The following is a 16520-nucleotide window of genomic DNA, read 5'->3' as shown; positions in this document are numbered from 1 at the left end:
TTCAGCAGTTCGGCAATGGATTCCCCCGGCCATCGTCATGAGTGCAGCGGATATCGCGGCATGCCTCAGGGGGGAGGCTCACATGGACAGTGTTTCTCGTTTCCAATCGGGTCTGAATGGTATCCGCGTGTCTTCGGTTTCGGAGCCGGCGTCGCAGGCAACGACGTCCCAGGACTCCACCGCCGAGCGCACGCTCCGGGAGCTGTTCTTCCACAGCAGCTTCGAACCGCAATCCCGGCCCTCGACATCCTCGTCCTACAGGGCCCTGGCCGAGAGCACGCCTCCTCCGGACGTGTCCAACCCGTCCGTGGATGATTGGCAGGCCTGGTGCGAACAATTCAAAGGCAATGCAGAGGCCGAGCTCACCCGCAAGCGCGGCACCACCCTGCCGGACCTCGCCGCCGACCAGGCCATGCATGGTTCCCGCTCGCCCATGTATGCCGCGGGCCGTTCCACCGTGACCGGCAACGAGAACGTCCCCGCCTTCTTCCAGGACTTCCCCGCCACCGGCGAGCGGCAGATGCAGCTCTACACCTTCTGCCGTCCGCCTCCAGGCCAGGCCCTGAAGCCCGAGGACCGCAACCAGTGGGTGTCCTTCGAGGTGCACGGCGACATCTGCAAGGCCTACTCGGACAACACCTTCACCCACGGCCGGCAGGGCACCAACTCCCGCCTGGGCTACCCCAACTCCGGCCTCGAGGACGCCGTGAAGACCCGTCCGCCCTTCCTCGATGATCCGATGGTGAAGGCGTTCCGTGACGCCCGGGTCGCCTCCGGCAAGCCCGACGCGGTGCCCTTCCAGGAGTTCCAGAACGGCTACCTCGCCGACCTTGGCGGCAAGGTGCAGGCCTTCTCCAAGGATGGACAGCGCCTGGGCACCGCGTGGCCCGGCGGGGACATGACCGCGGCGCCGACGCAGGACCCAGGGGGCGTCCAGCAGCCCACGGGCCCCTACGGCACCACCGGCCCGTTGAACGGGGACACCTCCTTCGGCAACGCGACGGTGCAAATGGGCACCTCCGCGAGCCACGGCGGCGCTGTGACCAGCCTCGTCTACGACGGCAAGGAGTACATCAACAACAAGGACCATGGCCGGCAGATGCAGGTGGCCTTCTCCCTGGACGGTTACAACGAGGCCCTGATGCCCACCGAGGCGGGGAGCCACCGGAACGGCACGGACCCCATTTCCACGACGCAGGTGGTGGGCTACGGCGCGCAGCCGGGCCACATGACCAGCACCGTGCATCCCGCCTACTGGCTGGAGCCGGGAGAGGAGGCGGGCCCGTACAACGGCGTTTCCCACGCCAAGAACACGACCCTGGTCTCCGAGGATCTCATCACCAAGGACATCACCGTCGGCGTGGGCGGTCACGACAACGTCATCCAGTACGACAGCCACATCCACCTCGCCGCGCCCCACGACACGGCCTACGTCGAGGCCCCCACCACCTACGTCAACCGCGAGTTCGAGAAGCACTACCGCTTCGACCCGGCGACGGGCGAGTCGCGCGAGTACCCCCGGGTGCACTCGGAGGACCCGAAGCCGGGCGGCTTCAATGATGAGGCGGGCAACGTGCCGCTCATCGTCGCCACGGAGGACGGCAAGCATGCCATGGCCATCTGGTCGCCGGACGAGGCGCTGCCGGACCTCCAGTACCGCCTGCACCAGTTCGACCTCAACAACCCCACGGACGACTGCTCCAAGCTCAGCGTCACCTTCGGGATGTCGGGCGGCGTGCCGGAGGACATCAAGACGCGGAGCTACGTCATCGTCGGCACCGTGGAGGAGGTGAAGGCCCGGCTCGCGGAGCTGTACAATCAGAACCCCACCGGCGTGGAGCGCAAGTGGCCGGAGGACATGCGCTGACCGAAGCGGGTGTCGAGAGGAGGTCGTCCATGCATCGCGGTTCCTGCTTGTGCGGCGCGGTCCGCTTCACCGTGGAGGGCGAGCTGCCCGCCCCTGACGCCTGCCACTGCACCCGGTGTCGCAAGCACTCGGGCCACTACTTCGTCTCGACCGACGTGCCGCGCTCCGCCGTCACGATCGAGGGCGCGGACAAGGTCGGCTGGTTCCAGTCGTCCGAGAAGGCGCGTCGCGGGTTCTGCTCTGTCTGCGGCTCGTCGCTGTTCTGGGATCCGCTTCAACGCGATTGGATGGGAATCGCGTTGGGAGCCTTCGACACGCCTACCCACACCCGCATCGCCGTCCATGTCTACATGGCCAACAAGGGCGACTATTACGACGTGGCGGACGGGGTGCCGCGGTTCGACACCATCCCGCCAAAGTAGGTTCCTGCGGACGCCATGGGAACCCCCTTTAGCGGGAGGCCGCGATCCCCGTCAGGATGAGATCGATGCCGGCCAGGAACTCGGCGAGGTCATCGTGCCCGGGCAGTTGGGCCGCGAGCTTGCGGGTGAACGGATACTCATTCGCGTCGAGCTCCTTCCACCGGGCCGACACCGTGTTGAGAAACTCAACGCGGTCCACGGACGGATCGAGCAGCCGACCGTTCGCGGCATTCTGGATGCTCACGCCGACGATGTAGCTCATCAGCGTCGACCCCGCCGTGAATTGGGCTCTGCCTGAAAGCTCCATCGCCTGGAGCTGGTGCCCGATGCGCTCGAAGATCCGCAGCATCGGGGACTCCCACGGGGCGCGAGAGAGCTGCGCGCCCACCCACGGATGCGCATCGACCGTCTCGAACACAGCGACGGCGAGCCCGCGGAGTGATTCCTGGGGCGTGGCGGAGGCGGGGACTTCGGGCAGCGCGCGGGCGATGACGACGTCGGCGGCGGCGACGAGCAGCTCGTCCTTGTTCGCGATGTGCCAGTAGATCGCGCCGGCGCCGGTCTCCAGCCGCGTGGCGAGCGCGCGGAAGGTCAACCCGTCCTCTCCCTGGTCGTCGAGCAGCGCGATCGCCGCTTCGACGATCCGCTCACGTGAGAGCGCGTCCTCACGCCGTTCCGACCCACGCTTTTCCTTTCCCATGACCCCATCTTGACAGAACTGGAACGGCGTTCCAATGTGGTCTATGGAACGGTGTTCTAGATGCCGTTCCGAGAGGAAGCACGATGACTCCCATTGCCATCATTGGCGCTGGCCTGGGCGGGCTGACGCTCGCTCGCGTCCTGCACGTCCACGGCATCTCCGCCACCGTCTACGAGGCCGACGCGTCCGCCGATGCGCGCACGCAGGGCGGCATGCTCGACATCCATGACTACAACGGGCAGCTCGCGCTGAAGGCGGCTGGGCTGTTCGACGAGTTCCGCCGGATCATCCATGAAGGCGGCGAGGCTTCGCGGATCCTCGACCCGCACGGCACGGTCCTGCTCGACCAGCCCGACGACGGCAGTGGCATTCGCCCCGAGGTGCCGCGCGGCGAACTGCGGCGCATCCTCCTCGACTCGCTGCCTGACGGCACCGTGCAGTGGGGACGCAAGGTCACGTCCCTCCGCTCGCTCGGCGGCGGGCAGCACACGCTGACGTTCGCGGATGGGGCGAGCGTGACGGCGAGCCTCGTGGTGGGCGCGGACGGCGCCTGGTCGAAGGTCCGGCCGCTGCTGTCCGACGCGAAGCCCGCGTATGTCGGCACCTCGTTCGTCGAGACCTACCTGCTCGACGCCGACGCACGCCACCCGGCCAGCGCGAAGCTCGTCGGAGGAGGAGCCCTCTACGTCCTCGCACCCAGCAAGGCCATCCTCGCCCACCGCGAGCCCCACGGCGTCCTGCACACCTACGTCGCGCTCAGCCGGCCGCAGGAGTGGTTCACGGACATCGACTTCTCCGACCCGAAGGAGGTGAAGGCTCGAGTCGCGGCGGAGTTCGACGGCTGGGCGCCGGAGCTCACCGCGCTGATCACCGACGGTGAGACAGCCCCCGTCCTCCGGAAGATCCATGCGCTCCCGCCCGGACATCGGTGGACTCACGTGCCCGGTGTGACACTGCTCGGCGACGCCGCGCATCTGAACCCGCCCGACGGAGAGGGCGCGAACCTCGCGATGTACGACGGCGCCGAGCTGGGCAAGGCCCTGGCCGCGCACCGGGGCGACTTCGATGCCGCGGTCGCCGAGTACGAGGAGGCCATGTTCCTGAGGAGCGTGGATGCCTCAGCCGAGGCCGCGAAGATCCACACGCTCTGCTTCAACGATGACAACGCACCGCACGGGCTGATCAACCTGCTGACCGGCGGCGCCGCACCGGATGCCTGAGGTGCCGTGTCATTCCGGAAGTCTTCGGTTCCACCTGGGCTACGGGATGAAGGTCGGGAGAGCCCGCCCCTTCATCCAGGCGTCCATCATCCCGTCCTCGAGCAGTTTCCCGACGACGTGGTAGCGCGACACCATCGCCGGGGAGGTGAGCGCGTCCTCGCAGACGACCTTGGCTTCGCCCAGGTAGGACGAGTGACACATCCATACCTTCGCGCTGTCGTTCCAGAGGAGCCCGACGTGGTAGTCGAGTCCGACGACGTAGAGCCCGGCACCGGCGCTCCTCAACCGGTCGATGACTTCGGACACGGGACGGTCGCGAAACCGCCAGGTCTTCAGCGCGGGTGCCAGCGTCTTCACGATGTGCTCGGCGGGCTGTTGGGCCATCCGTACGCGCTCGATTCGGAAGCCCGCGTCCCGCAGTACGGTGGAGACGAAGTAGCCACAGGCAATGCTCCCGGTTCCGGGAGTCTGGCTGTGGCCGTAGAACTCCCAGGGCGTGCCGTACCAGGCCGGCATCAGCTGTCGGGTGATGGCATCCAGTACGGTTGAACGGGCCTCGTCCCGCAGGGATGTGCGCTTGACGCCGGGCTGGTTCCACCGCGTGCCGAAGTCCTGTCGTCGGGCCTCCAACCCGGCGACCACCTCGGCATAGGGACGCTCTGGACTTGGGGGCTCGGGCTCCGCGTCGACAGGGGGCAGGGCGAGGAGCAGCAGGATGGGGACCATGCGCCTGTGGACGTCTGGGCCCGCACGGGGGTTCCCTGGAGTTCGAGCGCGACAGCGAAACCAGGGTCTGGGTGGGCGAGGGGCTCGCTGCGGACGGTCGCGGCATCCATGTGCCTGTGGCTCGTGAGCGCGATGGGGCTGCGCCGCAAGACTTGAGCCGGGTCACCCTGTGAAGGCGCCCCAGCAGATGTCGTTCCGCGCCCGCTGGTCTTCGAGGACGAACTCCCGGAGGGTGGCGGGGATCCGTTTCCGCTGCCATCCCAGCTCCTTCAGTCGAGCCCCTTCCGCGTCACCCTCGGCGACTGATGCGGCGGCGGCCCGGATGGCGTACGCCGCCGCGCCCAGGTAGTGCGCGGCGACGTGGGCGACGGCCACCGCCTGGCCCGCCGCGAGCGCCGCGAACTTCGCCGGGTCCGGCAACCCACGCGCCGCGGCGTTGGCCACGAACGCGGTCTTGTGGGCGTCACGCATCGGCACTTCGCCCCGGATCCACCCCCGTCCCACGGCGATGGCGTCACGGGGGCGCGCGTCCCCAGGGCATGCTTTCTCGAAGAAGGGCAGGACGTGCTCCGCGCAGAGGGCGGCCCACTCCGCGAGCAGGTGGTGGTCCTCGTCGGTCAGGCTCCCGCCACGACGAATCGTGATCAACCGGGGGTCTCGCTCTTTCGGCAGGATCGGCATGGTATTCCCCTGAGGGCCCCATCGATATGCGACTTCCAGAGCGACTGACAGGTCTCAGCGCGGATGACCAGGGAGCGTTCGCGCGAAGGAACGCCGAGAAGGCTTCGCTTGAAGAACTCCTCGACGCGCTCGGCCTCGAGCCGCTCGGCGAGTGGGCGCTGCTCCACATCGTCCATGAGCTGGTCCAGCGCGGGAGGGAGATCCTCGAGCCCATAGAGGCGAGGCTGGTGGCGCGTCCGGCACGCAAAGCGGCCTACGGGCTCTGCGAGGCGTTGATTGAGCTCTTCCAGGAAACGCCAGAGGCGCAGCCCGAAATCATCCGCGCGCTCATCAGGGCAGGGGAGGAGGCCGTGCGGGCCGGGGCCAGTACGTCCGAGGCCAAGACCTTGATCGTCCACCTCGCCGATTGCGCCCGGCTGTCAGGGCGGACGCTCCCGGAAGCACGACCGCTGGCGCTCGCCTTCCTCGACCGCGCCCGGGGCGAGTCGGAGCCCTACCGGTTCGACGTCAGCGAAGCGGCCTTCCTTGCTGGCGACGAACCCGGTGGGACGGTCTGAGCATGGGCCAAGGGCCTACCCTGCTGCCTCGGCGCTCTGCTCCTGCGCGAGGAGGATCAGCTTGGCGCGGCTGGGCACGGCCAGCTTGACGAAGACCCGCTTCAGGTGCGTCTTCAACGTGTTCAGCGAGCTTCCCATGTCCTCCGCGATGGTTCGGTTGTCCCAACCATTCAAGACACGCTGCACCACGTCCAGCTCGCGAGGGGTGAGTCGTTTGCGCCACTCGGAGGGAACCTGAACGCTGTGAGACACCTCCTGGAACAACAGCGCCCAGGGCGTTCTCCCGGGATGGGCTGGCAACGGGAGGAATGTCACCTTCAAGCTCCGCCCCAGCCGCCGGAACGTCAGGACGTCCTGCCCGGCGAGCATCCGCTGTCCGGAGCGACTGAGCCGCTCCAAGGCGTCCAGGAGGACCTGGGGCAGGCCGAAGCGGCCACAGGGCTCATCCGGGAACCAGCGATGGAGCAGCGCCGTGGAGCGGGGCGTGCGCATCAGCTCGATGGCCGGTGGGCTCAGCACGATGCTCTCAAGCCCTGTATGGCGGAAGAGCTGGTCCAGGAGGTCTCCCTGACGGACCAGGTCTCCCAGCATGAGACAGTTGCGAACCGTTCTGGCCAGGATGGGCGTCAGGCGTTGAAGAAAGGCCTGCTCCTGCTCCGAGAAGGCCTTCCGGTTCTCCCGGTACAGGGTGAAGCCGCTGTGCCAGCCCAGCCCCATGTCCAGGGACACGGAGATGATGCGCTCCACCGGCATGTGCATCTCCCGGCAGTGCGCGTACATGGCGCTGTTCCGCATCGCCTGGCGCGACAGCATCTCGGACTCCCGCAGCACGGTGTTGGGCTGCTGGACCACCGCGGCGCTCACGAAGCACTCGTGTGAAATCTCCGGGTAGCGGTCAAAGAAGACCTGCGGCATGTCCTGGATCATGGGCCAGTCGTATTGACCGGGCTCACCGGGCCTGGACACGCAGAGCCCGCCAAAGTCCGCGGCCAGCACGCGCGACAGAATCCTGTGGGACTCGGAGAAGACCTCTTTCATGTCGAGTGAGCTGGTCAGCGCTGTCATGACATCCAACAGCACCTGCTCCCGCTGCATGGAATCCGGCTGGCCCTTCACGCGCATGACTTTCCTCCACGTCTGGATTCAAGCGTAAGCACGACGTTTGGGATGGTTTTACCATGCGGGACAGCGTCACCCCTATGGGTGATGCCCGCTTTCAACGGGTTCCCGTATGCCATGCGGTCATGGCCTTCCTGAGGCCTGTCGGCACCCGGGAGGTGGAGGTCTACGAGAACTGAGCCGAGCTTGCCCGTGGGCAGGTGCTCACGGTGGTAACCCCGCTGTACGCCAAGGAGAGAGTCAATGCGCAATCAACTGTTTGCATGCATTCTGGCTGTCAGTGTCATTCTGGTTGGAGGCAAGGCCGAAGCCCTTCCCGGCGGTTGGCACATGGGGGAGACGGGCAACAGAGTCATCCTCTACGATCAAAATCACGAGGCTGTCTGGGCTGGCTACTTCGATGAGGAAGGGAAGTGGCACGAGTCGACCTACACGCCCAGGGGCGACAGCTCGGGGGGCCAGGGCGAAACGATGGGCGACATCAATAGCTCGGCGGACTACGTCTTGGTGAACATCACGAGAAGGGTGGGAGGGATCGTCGTCTTTGACCCCACGAAGCGTGTGGTCGTCTTCGAGGTCCGTGGCGGTGTGGCGGCTGGGACAACCGTCAGGATTCCCGCGAACAGACTCAGCGACACCGTGCAACTGGTGGCCGCGGTCGACGACAAGGGGGCGGCACTCGACGTTGCGTTCTTCAAACGGGCGGTCTCCTGCGGCAGCAGGTCCTTCTGGGTCAGTCGCTAGCCCTCCGCGCAGTCAGCGCCCGGAGCTTCTCGGCTCCGGGCGTCCTGGATGGATGCCGGGTCTACAATGTGGGAAGAGTGCGGCCTACCCGAACGGCTCTCGGTGGATGACGCCGGGCCCTGCATCGGGTGGGAGCGTGCCATGTCGATTCCAGGAGCGATCGCTGTGTACACCTCGGGCTCGCACCCAGTGCCTCCCGTCGAGCAGGGTGCCATGGCAAGCACCCAAGTGGTGCGTTCACCGCTTGAGAGCGCCCTCCACTGGGTGGACACCCAGCAGCGTCCGGACGGCGCTCTCTCCATCACGTTCCGGGTGGTCACCTTTGAAGAGGAAGTGCTCACCCAAGTGGAGGAACAGGAGTGGAATGCCGTGCCACCCTCCGCACGACTGGAGCCGGAGCGTGTCCGGCACTACCTCGAAGCGCTCGTCGAGGTGGTGAGCGAGGATTCGAGGCGGCTTGAATCGTCTTGGATTTCCGAACAGGACTCCCTGCGTCGTTCCGGTGCAAGGCAGCGTGAGAGCTTCGCGCGAATCCTGAGGGCGCACGTGGCCCGCGACTTCGGCTCCGATGGAGGAGGCTGACGCGTGCACGAGTACGATTTGATCGCGGACTGGTATGCATCCCACCGCGTGGGCCCCATGGGCGTCCCGGAAGTGACGGCGCTCGCGGCCTCACTGCCGGCCGGTGCCTCGGTGCTGGACGTCGGCTGCGGCACGGGACTGCCACTGACGCGGGTGCTGCTGGAGCATGGCTGCCATGTGATGGGCGTGGATAGCTCCCGCGAGTTGCTGGCGCGGTTTCAAGCGAACTTCCCCCACGTGCCGGTGAAGTGCGCGCCCATCCAGTCCTGTGAGCTTCAGGAGCAGGCGTTCGATGCCGCCATCGCGTGGGGCGTCTTGTTCCACCTGCGCCACGAAGAGCAGGAACAGGCAATCACCCATATCGCGCGGGCATTGAAACCTGGCGCCGCGTTCCTCTTCACCTCGGGCGGCGCCCACGGCTCCATCGACGGCGAGCCGATGAATGGCGTCCCGTTCCGCTATCACTCGTACAGCGTCGACGGGTATCGCGACCTGCTGCGGGCGCACGGGCTCACGCTGGAAGCGACGCACACGGACCCGGGCGGGAACGTCTACTACCTGTCGCGCAAGACGGGATCGGGCGGCTGAACGCCATCCGCGACACACCGGCCCGAGGCGTTTGGATTGCGCCGTCCTGGGGAGTGAGCCGCGGACTGGCGCAAGCTGCGTGCGGCAAGGCAGCCCCGCACGCGCTGCCGATGTTGCGACCTCCGGCGCGGTCCCGCTCATGCGTTGGCGGTCGCGCGCAGCGCCGCGAGGAATTGCTGCACGACCGGCGAGCCCGCCTGGCCGTCATACACGAATTCGACGTCGAAGCGGCCGTCGAGCTCGTCAAGCGCGATCAGTCGCACCGTGCGCGGGCACGTAGGTGAAGTGCTCTCCGGCACGAACGCATAGCCCATTCCGGCTGCGACGAGCCCGATGAGCGTCGGGATGTCGCTGCCGACCTGCGCGATGCGAGGCGTGAAGCCAGCCCGCCGGCACTGCTCGAGCAAGAACCGGTGATTCGCGGCGGACCGGAGCGGGTCGAACCAGACAAACGGCGCGCCTGCGAGTTCGGCCAGTCGACGGGGCGCGCGGGAGCGCTGGCCCGGCGTGGATAGCATCGCGAGCACGAACCGGTCGCGTAGCAGCCTCGTGCCTGACAGATGCGGCGCCTCGTCCTGCCTCCACGCCATGATGCCGCCATCGAGATCGCCGCGTGCGATGGCCGTCGCCTGCTCGGCCGACAGCATTGGCGAGATGGACAGCATCACGTCCGGGCAGGCGCTCCGGAAGGCCTTGAGAACGTTCGACACCACAGGCAGTGGGAAATAGTTCGGCAGCACGCCGAGACGCAGCTCGCCGAGTTGGCCGGCCGCGCTGCGCAGCGCACGTTCGCGGCTGCCCTGCAGCTCGGAGAGCATGCGCGTGGCATCCCGCAGGAAGCTCGCGCCGGCCGCTGTGAGCGCGATGCCCGTCGAGCGGCGGATCAACAGCGGGGTGCCGATCGCCTCCTCAAGCTCACGGAGCTGGCGGGAAAGCGCGGGTTGCACAATCCCGATTGCGCGGGCGCCGGCCATCACACTGCCGGCTTCAGCGACCGCCACGAAGTAGCGTAGATGGCGCAACTCGACCTGTCGCATGCAGTGTCTGTCCGTTCCGTGAATATGCCTGGAAGGTATAGCATGCTGAATTAAATGGTATTGGGAGGTATGGGTGGCCCGGTCTAGGTTGGCCTGCGTCGTGACACCTGTCCGCGCGTCGCGGACGTTTGCCGCGCTTCTTCACATGCCACTCCATATCCAGACTCCCTACCTCCGTTCGCAAGCCGCGTCCCGCCGGCTCGGCAAAGATGTCCTGCTCAAGCTCGAGGCGATGCAGCCGTCCGGGTCGTTCAAGCTGCGCGGCGTCGGTGCGGTATGCGACGCGCGGCGCGCGGCAGGCGCGTGTCGTTTCGTGTCGTCTTCGGGCGGCAACGCGGGCATTGCGGTCGCCTATTCCGGTCGCGAGCTCGGCGTGCCCGTGCTCGTCGTTGTTCCGGAGAGCACGTCCGCGCGCGCACGCGAGCTGATCCGTCTCGAAGGCGCGGAGTTGATCGTCCACGGCGCTTCGTGGGCAGAGGCGAACACGTTCGCGCAATCCGTGATCGGCTCGCACGACGCGTTCGTGCATCCCTTCGACGATCCCGTGCTGTGGCAGGGCCATTCAACGATGATCGACGAGATGGCGGCATCCGGACCGAAACCGGACGCAGTCGTGCTGGCGGTTGGCGGTGGCGGGTTGCTGTGCGGCGTGCTCGAAGGGATGGCGCGCAACGGTTGGGGCGATGTGCCGGTCGTCGCGGCCGAGACCCAGGGCGCGGACTGCTATGCGCGTTCGGTCGCGCAGGGGCGACCCGTCGAATTGCCAGGGATTTCGAGCGTCGCCACGTCGCTCGGCGCGAAGAGGCCTTGCGACGCCGCGGTTGAGTGGGCGACGCGCCACGCGGTCGACACCATCGTTGTGTCCGATGCGGCCGCAGTGGCGGCCTCCCTGCGGTTTCTCGACGAACACCGGATTCTGGTGGAGCCCGCGTGCGGGGCCGCACTGGCCGCGCTCGACTCGGCGTCGCCGGCGCTTGCCGCCGCGTCACGCATCGCGGTGATCGTCTGCGGTGGCGTAACGGCTACGGTTGAGCATCTGCGGGCATTGGGCGGCCGGGAGCGATGAAAAGGTGGAGCCCTCTTCGGGGGATGTCACATCCCGCGGAGGACCGGTGTCTTCAGGCCGACGGCACCCGATGCTGACACCGGAGAAGACATGACCTCGACCAGGATTCCCCCGAAGGAGCTCACCGGACTCTATGGCGCCATGGCGAAGTTGTTCGCCAGCCGGACGTTCGGCCGGGTCCCCAAGTCACTTGGCGTGATGTGGCACCACCTGCCGGTGCTCAAGGCCAGCATGGGCTTCGGGCAGAAGGTCCAGAAGTGGGACCAGTGCGATGAGAGCCTGAAGTCGTATGCGCACATGGTGGTGGCTTCGCTGGTGGGCTGCTCGTTCTGTCTGGACTTCAACTACTTCATGGCCCACAACCACGGGTTGGACGTCGCCAAGGCGCGGGAGATTCCGCGGTGGCGGGAGTCGGCCGTGTTCACCTCCCTGGAACGAGAGGTGCTGGAGTATGCCGAGGCGGTGAGCCAGACGCCCCCCACGGTGACGGACGAGATGGTCGCGAGCCTGCGGGCGCAGCTGGGGGCCGCGGCGCTCATCGAGCTCACCACGGTGATTGGGTTCGCCAACCTGACGACCCGCTCCAACACCGCTCTGGGCATCGAGTCGGAGGGCTTCGCCGCCTCGTGCGGGCTGAAGCCGATGGCCCAGCCGAGCGCAAGGCTGGGGGAGGCGTCCGCGTCATGACGTCCTCGTCCGATGCGGCCGGCGCTCCGCCAGGCTCGGAGGAGTTCTTCGTCACCCAGCGCAGCCTGCTCTTCACGATCGCGTACGAGATGCTCGGCTCCGCGGCCGACGCCGAGGACGTCGTGCAGGAGACCTGGCTGCGGTGGGCGGACATCGGTGATGCAAGCCGGGCGGAGGTGCGCGACCCGCGCAGCTACCTGGTCCGGATCGTCACCCGTCAGGCGCTCAACCGGCTGCGCACGCTCACCCGTCGCAAGGAGGAGTACGTCGGCGAATGGCTGCCCGAGCCGCTGCTCACCAGCCCCGACGTCGCCGACGACCTCGCGCTCGCGGAGAGCGTCTCGATCGCGATGCTCACCGTGCTGGAGACCCTCACTCCGGCCGAGCGGGTGGTGTTCGTGCTCCGGGAGGTCTTCGACATGCCGTACGACGAGATTGCTCCGGCGCTCGACAAGACGCCCGCCGCCGTCCGGCAGATTGCCCACCGGGCGCGGGAGCACGTGGCCGCGCGACGGCCCCGGATGCAGGTCGGCCGGGCGGAGCAAGAGGCGGTCCTGGAGCGGTTCCTGGCCGCGGTCAACTCCGGTGACGTGAAGAGCCTGCTCGACGTGCTCGCCCCCGACGTGGTGCTGGTCGCGGACGGCGGCGGCGTGGTGACGGCGGTCCGGCGCCCGATTGTCGGCGGCGAACACGTGGCCCGGCTCCTGTCCCGCTTCCCCACGCTCGCGCCTGGCGCCCGGATCGCGACCATGTGGCTCAACGGAGCGCCCTCGCTCCGTGTCGACATCGATGGAAACCTCGACACAGCAATCAGCGTCGTTGTCGAGAGCGGCCGGATCACCCGGATCTATGCCATGCGCAACCCTCAAAAGATGGGCCGGCTCGGCGAGCAGGTGATGCTGAGCCGGTAGCGGTCCGAGGACTAGCTTGCATGTGTCGCCTTCTCGAAGCGGCGATCCGGCACCAGCCACATCATCGCGGCCAGCACATAGATTGCCTCGGAAAAATGCCCGTTGAAGAAGGCGCTGACGATGCCGGCCAGATAGAAGAGCGGTGAAATCTTGCCCTTGAAATCGCGCCCGACCGCCAGGGCCAGTGCCGACTGCTGGCCTTGCATCACCACCAGGCGGGTTTGCAACAGCCTCCAGGCGAAGGCGCTCATCAGGAGCACGAAGCCATAGAGCGCCAGCGGCACGGCCGAGAAATGGTTTTCGCCCATCCAGCCGGTGGCGAAGGGGATCAGCGACAGCCAGAACAACAAGTACAGGTTCGCCCACAGCACGCCGCCGGTGACATGGGCGATGGTGTGCAGGAGATGATGGTGGTTGTTCCAGTAGATGCCGATGTAGATGAAGCTGAGCACATAGCTGAGGAAGACGGGGATCAGCGGCCGCAGGTCGGCCAGTTGGCTGCCGTGCGGTACCTTGAGCTCCAGCACCATGATGGTGATGATGATGGCGATGACGCCGTCGCTGAACGCTTCCAGCCGGTGCTTGTCCATGCTGCCCCCCATGCGCGCTTCGAGTCCGCTGGCCCAGGATAGGCGGAACGGGGGCCCGCTCGCATGCGGTCAGGTCCGCTCTGCAAGATGGTTCAAGGTGTCCATGTCCTCCGCGCTCAAGGCGAGCTCCGCACTGGCGAGGTTCTCCCGGAGGTGTGTGATTGACGACGTGCCCGGGATGAGAAGTACGTTGGGAGACCGGTGCAGGAGCCAGGCCAGCGCTACCTGCATGGGTGTCGCGCCCAACCGCGCGGCCACGTCGTTCAGCGCGCTCGACTGCAGCGGCGTGAAACCGCCCAGCGGGTAGAACGGCACGTAGGCCGTACCCGTGTCGGCGAGCTGGTCGAGCAGGGCGTCGTCACTCCGGTGCGCCAGGTTGTAGTGGTTCTGCACGCAGACGATCTCGGCGACCTTGCAGCCCTCGGCGACCTGCGTCGGCGTGACGTTGCTCAAGCCGATGTGGCGGATGAGGCCTCGCTGCTGAAGCTCCGCGAGCGCGGTGAGCGGCGCCTCGATGGAGCCTTCCACCGGGCCCGCGGCGCTGAACATCGCACGGAAGTTCACGACATCGAGCACCTCGAGCCCGAGATTGCGCAGGTTGTCGTGGACCGCGCGTTCGAGGTCAGCGGGGGAGAACGCGGGCTCCCACGAACCGTTGGGCCCGCGGACCGCGCCGACCTTCGTGGCGATCACCAGACCATCGCGATACGGGTGCAGCGCCTCACGGATGAGCTGGTTGGTCACGTGGGGGCCGTAGATGTCGCTGGTGTCCAGATGGTCGACGCCCTGGGCGATGGCCTCTCGCAGCACCGCGACCGCCGCCTTGCGGTCCCTGGGCGGGCCGAAGACGCCGGGGCCGGAGAGCTGCATCGCGCCGTAACCCACGCGGCGAACGGTGTGTGTGCCAATGCGATAGCTGCCTGAGGTGGAATTGTGGGCCAAGGCGAGGCTCCTTCGTTGTTCGAGGTTGCCCACTCGTTTACGCAAGGAATCACTGCACGACTATCGGTGGCAATCCGCACAGGTCGTGCGAAAATCCGCACGGTGATGGATGACCTCTCTGATCTCACGGCGTTCCTGGCGGTCGCTCGCGAGGGCGGCTTCCGCAGCGCGGCTCGCGCGTCGGGCACGAGCGCCTCCCGTTTGGGTGACGCGATCCGCCGCCTCGAGTCCCGTCTGGGCGTTCGCCTGCTCAACAGGAACACGCGCAGCGTGACGCCGACGGACGCGGGGGCGCGTTTGCTCGAACGGCTCACTCCAGCGCTGGGTGAGGTGCGGTCCGCACTGGACGTGGTCAACACCTTCCGTGACCGGCCCGCGGGGCGCTTGAGGCTCAATGTGCCCATCGCCGCCGCGCGCCTCATCCTCCCTCGCATCGTGCAGCCGTTCCTCGCGAAGTACCCCGACATCTCCATGGAGGTGACCGCCGAAGAGCGGCTCATCGACGTGGTCGCGGAAGGCTATGACGCCGGGATCCGCTACGAGGAGCGACTCGAGCAGGACATGGTGGCGGTGCCCATCGGGCCACGCACGCAGCGTTACGCGGCTGCCGCCTCGCCCGCATACCTCGCGCGTCGGGGCCGGCCGAAGCATCCTCGCGAGCTGCTCGAACGCGACTGCCTGCGCGGGCGCTTGCTGAGCGGACCGGTGTATGCGTGGGAGTTTGAGCGTCGTGGAGAGACGATCCACGTCGAACCCAAGGGGCCGCTGCTCTTCAGCCTCAACACGAGCACCGACCTCGCCGTGGAGTCCGCGGTCGCGGGCGGTGGAATCGTCTATCTGTTGGAGGACTGGTTGCGCCCGTACATGGACCGGGGAGAACTGGAGCCCGTGCTCGAACGGTGGTGGCCGAGCTTCTCGGGGCCCTTCCTCTACTATTCAGGCCGGAAGCACCTGCCGGTGCCGCTGCGTACGTTCGTCGACTTCATCAAGTCGACACCGTGGAGCTGACACTCAAGACAGTCGCTGGCGGCCTGGAGGCCTGGCGCGAGGCTGCGCGGCGCGCCGTTCTTCCGGAGCCTCCTCGCCAACATCGAGGTGCGTCCGCAGCCAGTGCGCCATGGCTTCCGCCTGCTCCTCGCGGAGGAAGAAGTCGATGGTTTCCCGGCGCGCTTCGCCGTCGGCGGTGACGTGTTCGAGCGTGAGAGGGTAGCGGTTGACGCTTCCCCGTTGGTTCCCGCGAACCGGCGGGTCGACGCGGATCGCCCGCACGTCGCGCCACCGTAGGTCGAGCCGGTGCTTCCGTCCGGAGACGGGCGGCAGGGAAAGACTGCGCGCCTGGACGTGGAGGCGCAGATCGTAGCGCCCGGCCTTCCGCCATGCGCTCGACAGCCGTCCGGTGAGCACACCGCAGGCGATGACGACCCCCCAGGCCCCCACGCCCACAATCGCCGGTGCGTTGTGTCCCCCGGTGACTCCTCCGAGCACGCCGCAAAGGAAGGCGGATCCACCCAAGGCCAGGAACACCCAGAGGGTGGTCCCCATCTCCGTGAGCGTCACGCACTCGCTGCCGTCCTCCCGGACGAAGGTGGGCACGTGCGGCGGCTCTGGCCTCCAGCTTCGCGACACCATGATCCACGGCCAGATCGCCAGCAGATTGAAGGGCAGCATGAACATGAGCATGAACAGCTCCGCGCTCCCGGGGCCCGGCTGCAACACCGCCTCCGATGGCTGAGCGGGGCGGTAGTACACGGGGATGCTGGCCCCCACGGGGTAGCGCGTCACCAGCGCCTCCACGGGCTCGAGGTCCCCCGTACTCCATGAGTACAAGCGGCGCTTGCCGCCCTCATGGGACTGTCCGGCGACGGAGTAGGTGTAGGCCAGCTTCAGGCGATAGGTGGTGCTCTTGTTCGAGCGCACCGTCTCCACCTCGCTCCGGGTGATGGTGCCCTGCACGGTCGGCCAGCTCGAGGACCGCGCCTGGAGGACCGCGGTGGATACGACAAAGAAATCCGCGGCCAACATGCCGGCTGTCAGCGGCAACAGGACCAGGAGCCACAAGGCGGAGGATGTCGCGCGAGATG

Annotated in this window: 19 protein-coding genes; 11 read left to right on the top strand and 8 right to left on the bottom strand. The window is 67.2% G+C overall.

The genetic code is table 11. From position 1 onward, the window contains the following. Positions 1 to 127: 127 nt before the first annotated feature. Positions 128 to 1867, top strand: a complete 1740-nt coding sequence (locus tag GTZ93_RS29155; protein ID WP_139915023.1) for a hypothetical protein — start codon at positions 128 to 130, stop codon at positions 1865 to 1867. Between the two features lie 29 nt (positions 1868 to 1896). After that, entirely contained in the window at positions 1897 to 2289 is a 393-nt protein-coding gene (locus GTZ93_RS29150) for a GFA family protein (protein ID WP_120575055.1), read from the top strand. Positions 2290 to 2317: 28 nt separating this feature from the next. Here GTZ93_RS29150 and GTZ93_RS29145 read toward each other — a convergent pair whose 3' ends face one another. Then, positions 2318 to 2989 carry a TetR/AcrR family transcriptional regulator gene (locus GTZ93_RS29145; protein ID WP_139915022.1) on the bottom strand — a complete coding sequence of 224 codons (672 nt, stop codon included), beginning with the start codon at positions 2987 to 2989 and terminating at the stop codon, positions 2318 to 2320. Positions 2990 to 3072: 83 nt separating this feature from the next. On the opposite strand from GTZ93_RS29145, the gene GTZ93_RS29140 reads away from it, so the two are divergent. Beyond that, positions 3073 to 4209: an FAD-dependent oxidoreductase gene (locus GTZ93_RS29140; protein WP_139915021.1), complete on the top strand. Its 1137-nt coding sequence runs from the start codon at positions 3073 to 3075 to the stop codon at positions 4207 to 4209. Positions 4210 to 4248: 39 nt separating this feature from the next. Here the strand turns inward: GTZ93_RS29140 and GTZ93_RS42985 are convergent, their stop codons facing one another. Together GTZ93_RS42985 and GTZ93_RS29130 are read right to left on the bottom strand one after the other, a co-directional pair. Next, entirely contained in the window at positions 4249 to 4935 is a 687-nt protein-coding gene (locus GTZ93_RS42985; protein WP_257978904.1) for a hypothetical protein, read from the bottom strand. A gap of 162 nt (positions 4936 to 5097) precedes the next feature. After that, a complete protein-coding gene (locus GTZ93_RS29130) occupies positions 5098 to 5616 on the bottom strand; it encodes a putative immunity protein (protein WP_139915020.1) in 519 nt (172 codons plus the stop codon). Positions 5617 to 5642: 26 nt separating this feature from the next. Here GTZ93_RS29130 and GTZ93_RS29125 point away from each other — a divergent pair, with 26 nt between their 5' ends. Further along, complete coding sequence (locus GTZ93_RS29125) at positions 5643 to 6173, top strand: hypothetical protein (RefSeq protein WP_139915019.1); 531 nt, start codon at positions 5643 to 5645, stop codon at positions 6171 to 6173. Positions 6174 to 6188: 15 nt separating this feature from the next. On the opposite strand, the gene GTZ93_RS29120 is transcribed toward GTZ93_RS29125, so the two are convergent. Continuing rightward, positions 6189 to 7295, bottom strand: coding sequence for a helix-turn-helix transcriptional regulator (locus tag GTZ93_RS29120; RefSeq protein ID WP_139915018.1), 1107 nt, complete (start codon positions 7293 to 7295; stop codon positions 6189 to 6191). A gap of 240 nt (positions 7296 to 7535) precedes the next feature. On the opposite strand from GTZ93_RS29120, the gene GTZ93_RS29115 reads away from it, so the two are divergent. The 3 genes from GTZ93_RS29115 to GTZ93_RS29105 all read left to right on the top strand — a co-directional run bounded on the left by GTZ93_RS29115 (position 7536) and on the right by GTZ93_RS29105 (position 9206). Further along, positions 7536 to 8036 carry a hypothetical protein gene (locus tag GTZ93_RS29115; RefSeq protein ID WP_139915017.1) on the top strand — a complete coding sequence of 167 codons (501 nt, stop codon included), beginning with the start codon at positions 7536 to 7538 and terminating at the stop codon, positions 8034 to 8036. A 213-nt stretch (positions 8037 to 8249) separates the two neighbouring features. Next, positions 8250 to 8618 carry a hypothetical protein gene (locus tag GTZ93_RS29110; RefSeq protein WP_257978903.1) on the top strand — a complete coding sequence of 123 codons (369 nt, stop codon included), beginning with the start codon at positions 8250 to 8252 and terminating at the stop codon, positions 8616 to 8618. Positions 8619 to 8621: 3 nt separating this feature from the next. Further along, the gene (locus tag GTZ93_RS29105) at positions 8622 to 9206 is read left to right on the top strand and encodes a class I SAM-dependent DNA methyltransferase (protein WP_139915016.1); all 585 of its coding nucleotides are present in this window, start codon (positions 8622 to 8624) and stop codon (positions 9204 to 9206) included. Positions 9207 to 9343: 137 nt separating this feature from the next. On the opposite strand, the gene GTZ93_RS29100 is transcribed toward GTZ93_RS29105, so the two are convergent. Then, positions 9344 to 10243, bottom strand: a complete 900-nt coding sequence (locus tag GTZ93_RS29100) for a LysR family transcriptional regulator (protein WP_139915015.1) — start codon at positions 10241 to 10243, stop codon at positions 9344 to 9346. Positions 10244 to 10343: 100 nt separating this feature from the next. Here GTZ93_RS29100 and GTZ93_RS29095 point away from each other — a divergent pair, with 100 nt between their 5' ends. The 3 genes from GTZ93_RS29095 to GTZ93_RS29085 all read left to right on the top strand — a co-directional run bounded on the left by GTZ93_RS29095 (position 10344) and on the right by GTZ93_RS29085 (position 12907). Beyond that, positions 10344 to 11309, top strand: coding sequence for a pyridoxal-phosphate dependent enzyme (locus GTZ93_RS29095; protein WP_257978902.1), 966 nt, complete (start codon positions 10344 to 10346; stop codon positions 11307 to 11309). A gap of 90 nt (positions 11310 to 11399) precedes the next feature. Then, positions 11400 to 11996 carry a carboxymuconolactone decarboxylase family protein gene (locus GTZ93_RS29090; protein WP_139915014.1) on the top strand — a complete coding sequence of 199 codons (597 nt, stop codon included), beginning with the start codon at positions 11400 to 11402 and terminating at the stop codon, positions 11994 to 11996. Next, entirely contained in the window at positions 11993 to 12907 is a 915-nt protein-coding gene (locus GTZ93_RS29085; protein WP_139915013.1) for an RNA polymerase sigma-70 factor, read from the top strand. Before GTZ93_RS29090 ends, GTZ93_RS29085 begins: the two co-directional genes overlap by 4 nt. An 11-nt stretch (positions 12908 to 12918) precedes the next feature. Here the strand turns inward: GTZ93_RS29085 and GTZ93_RS29080 are convergent, their stop codons facing one another. Both GTZ93_RS29080 and GTZ93_RS29075 read right to left on the bottom strand, forming a co-directional pair. After that, positions 12919 to 13497 carry a TMEM175 family protein gene (locus GTZ93_RS29080; protein WP_167548474.1) on the bottom strand — a complete coding sequence of 193 codons (579 nt, stop codon included), beginning with the start codon at positions 13495 to 13497 and terminating at the stop codon, positions 12919 to 12921. A 69-nt stretch (positions 13498 to 13566) separates the two neighbouring features. Beyond that, on the bottom strand, positions 13567 to 14439 hold the full coding sequence (locus tag GTZ93_RS29075) for an aldo/keto reductase family oxidoreductase (RefSeq protein ID WP_139915011.1): 873 nt from the start codon (positions 14437 to 14439) through the stop codon (positions 13567 to 13569). Positions 14440 to 14544: 105 nt separating this feature from the next. On the opposite strand from GTZ93_RS29075, the gene GTZ93_RS29070 reads away from it, so the two are divergent. After that, complete coding sequence (locus GTZ93_RS29070; protein WP_167548473.1) at positions 14545 to 15447, top strand: LysR family transcriptional regulator; 903 nt, start codon at positions 14545 to 14547, stop codon at positions 15445 to 15447. 3 nt (positions 15448 to 15450) lie between these two features. Here the strand turns inward: GTZ93_RS29070 and GTZ93_RS29065 are convergent, their stop codons facing one another. Then, on the bottom strand, positions 15451 to 16461 hold the full coding sequence (locus GTZ93_RS29065; RefSeq protein ID WP_455423668.1) for a DUF3592 domain-containing protein: 1011 nt from the start codon (positions 16459 to 16461) through the stop codon (positions 15451 to 15453). Positions 16462 to 16520: the final 59 nt, after the last annotated feature.

Source organism: Corallococcus exiguus (assembly GCF_009909105.1).
GTDB classification, from domain to species: Bacteria; Myxococcota; Myxococcia; order Myxococcales; family Myxococcaceae; genus Corallococcus; species Corallococcus exiguus.
This window is presented reverse-complemented; position numbering and strand designations above follow the sequence as displayed.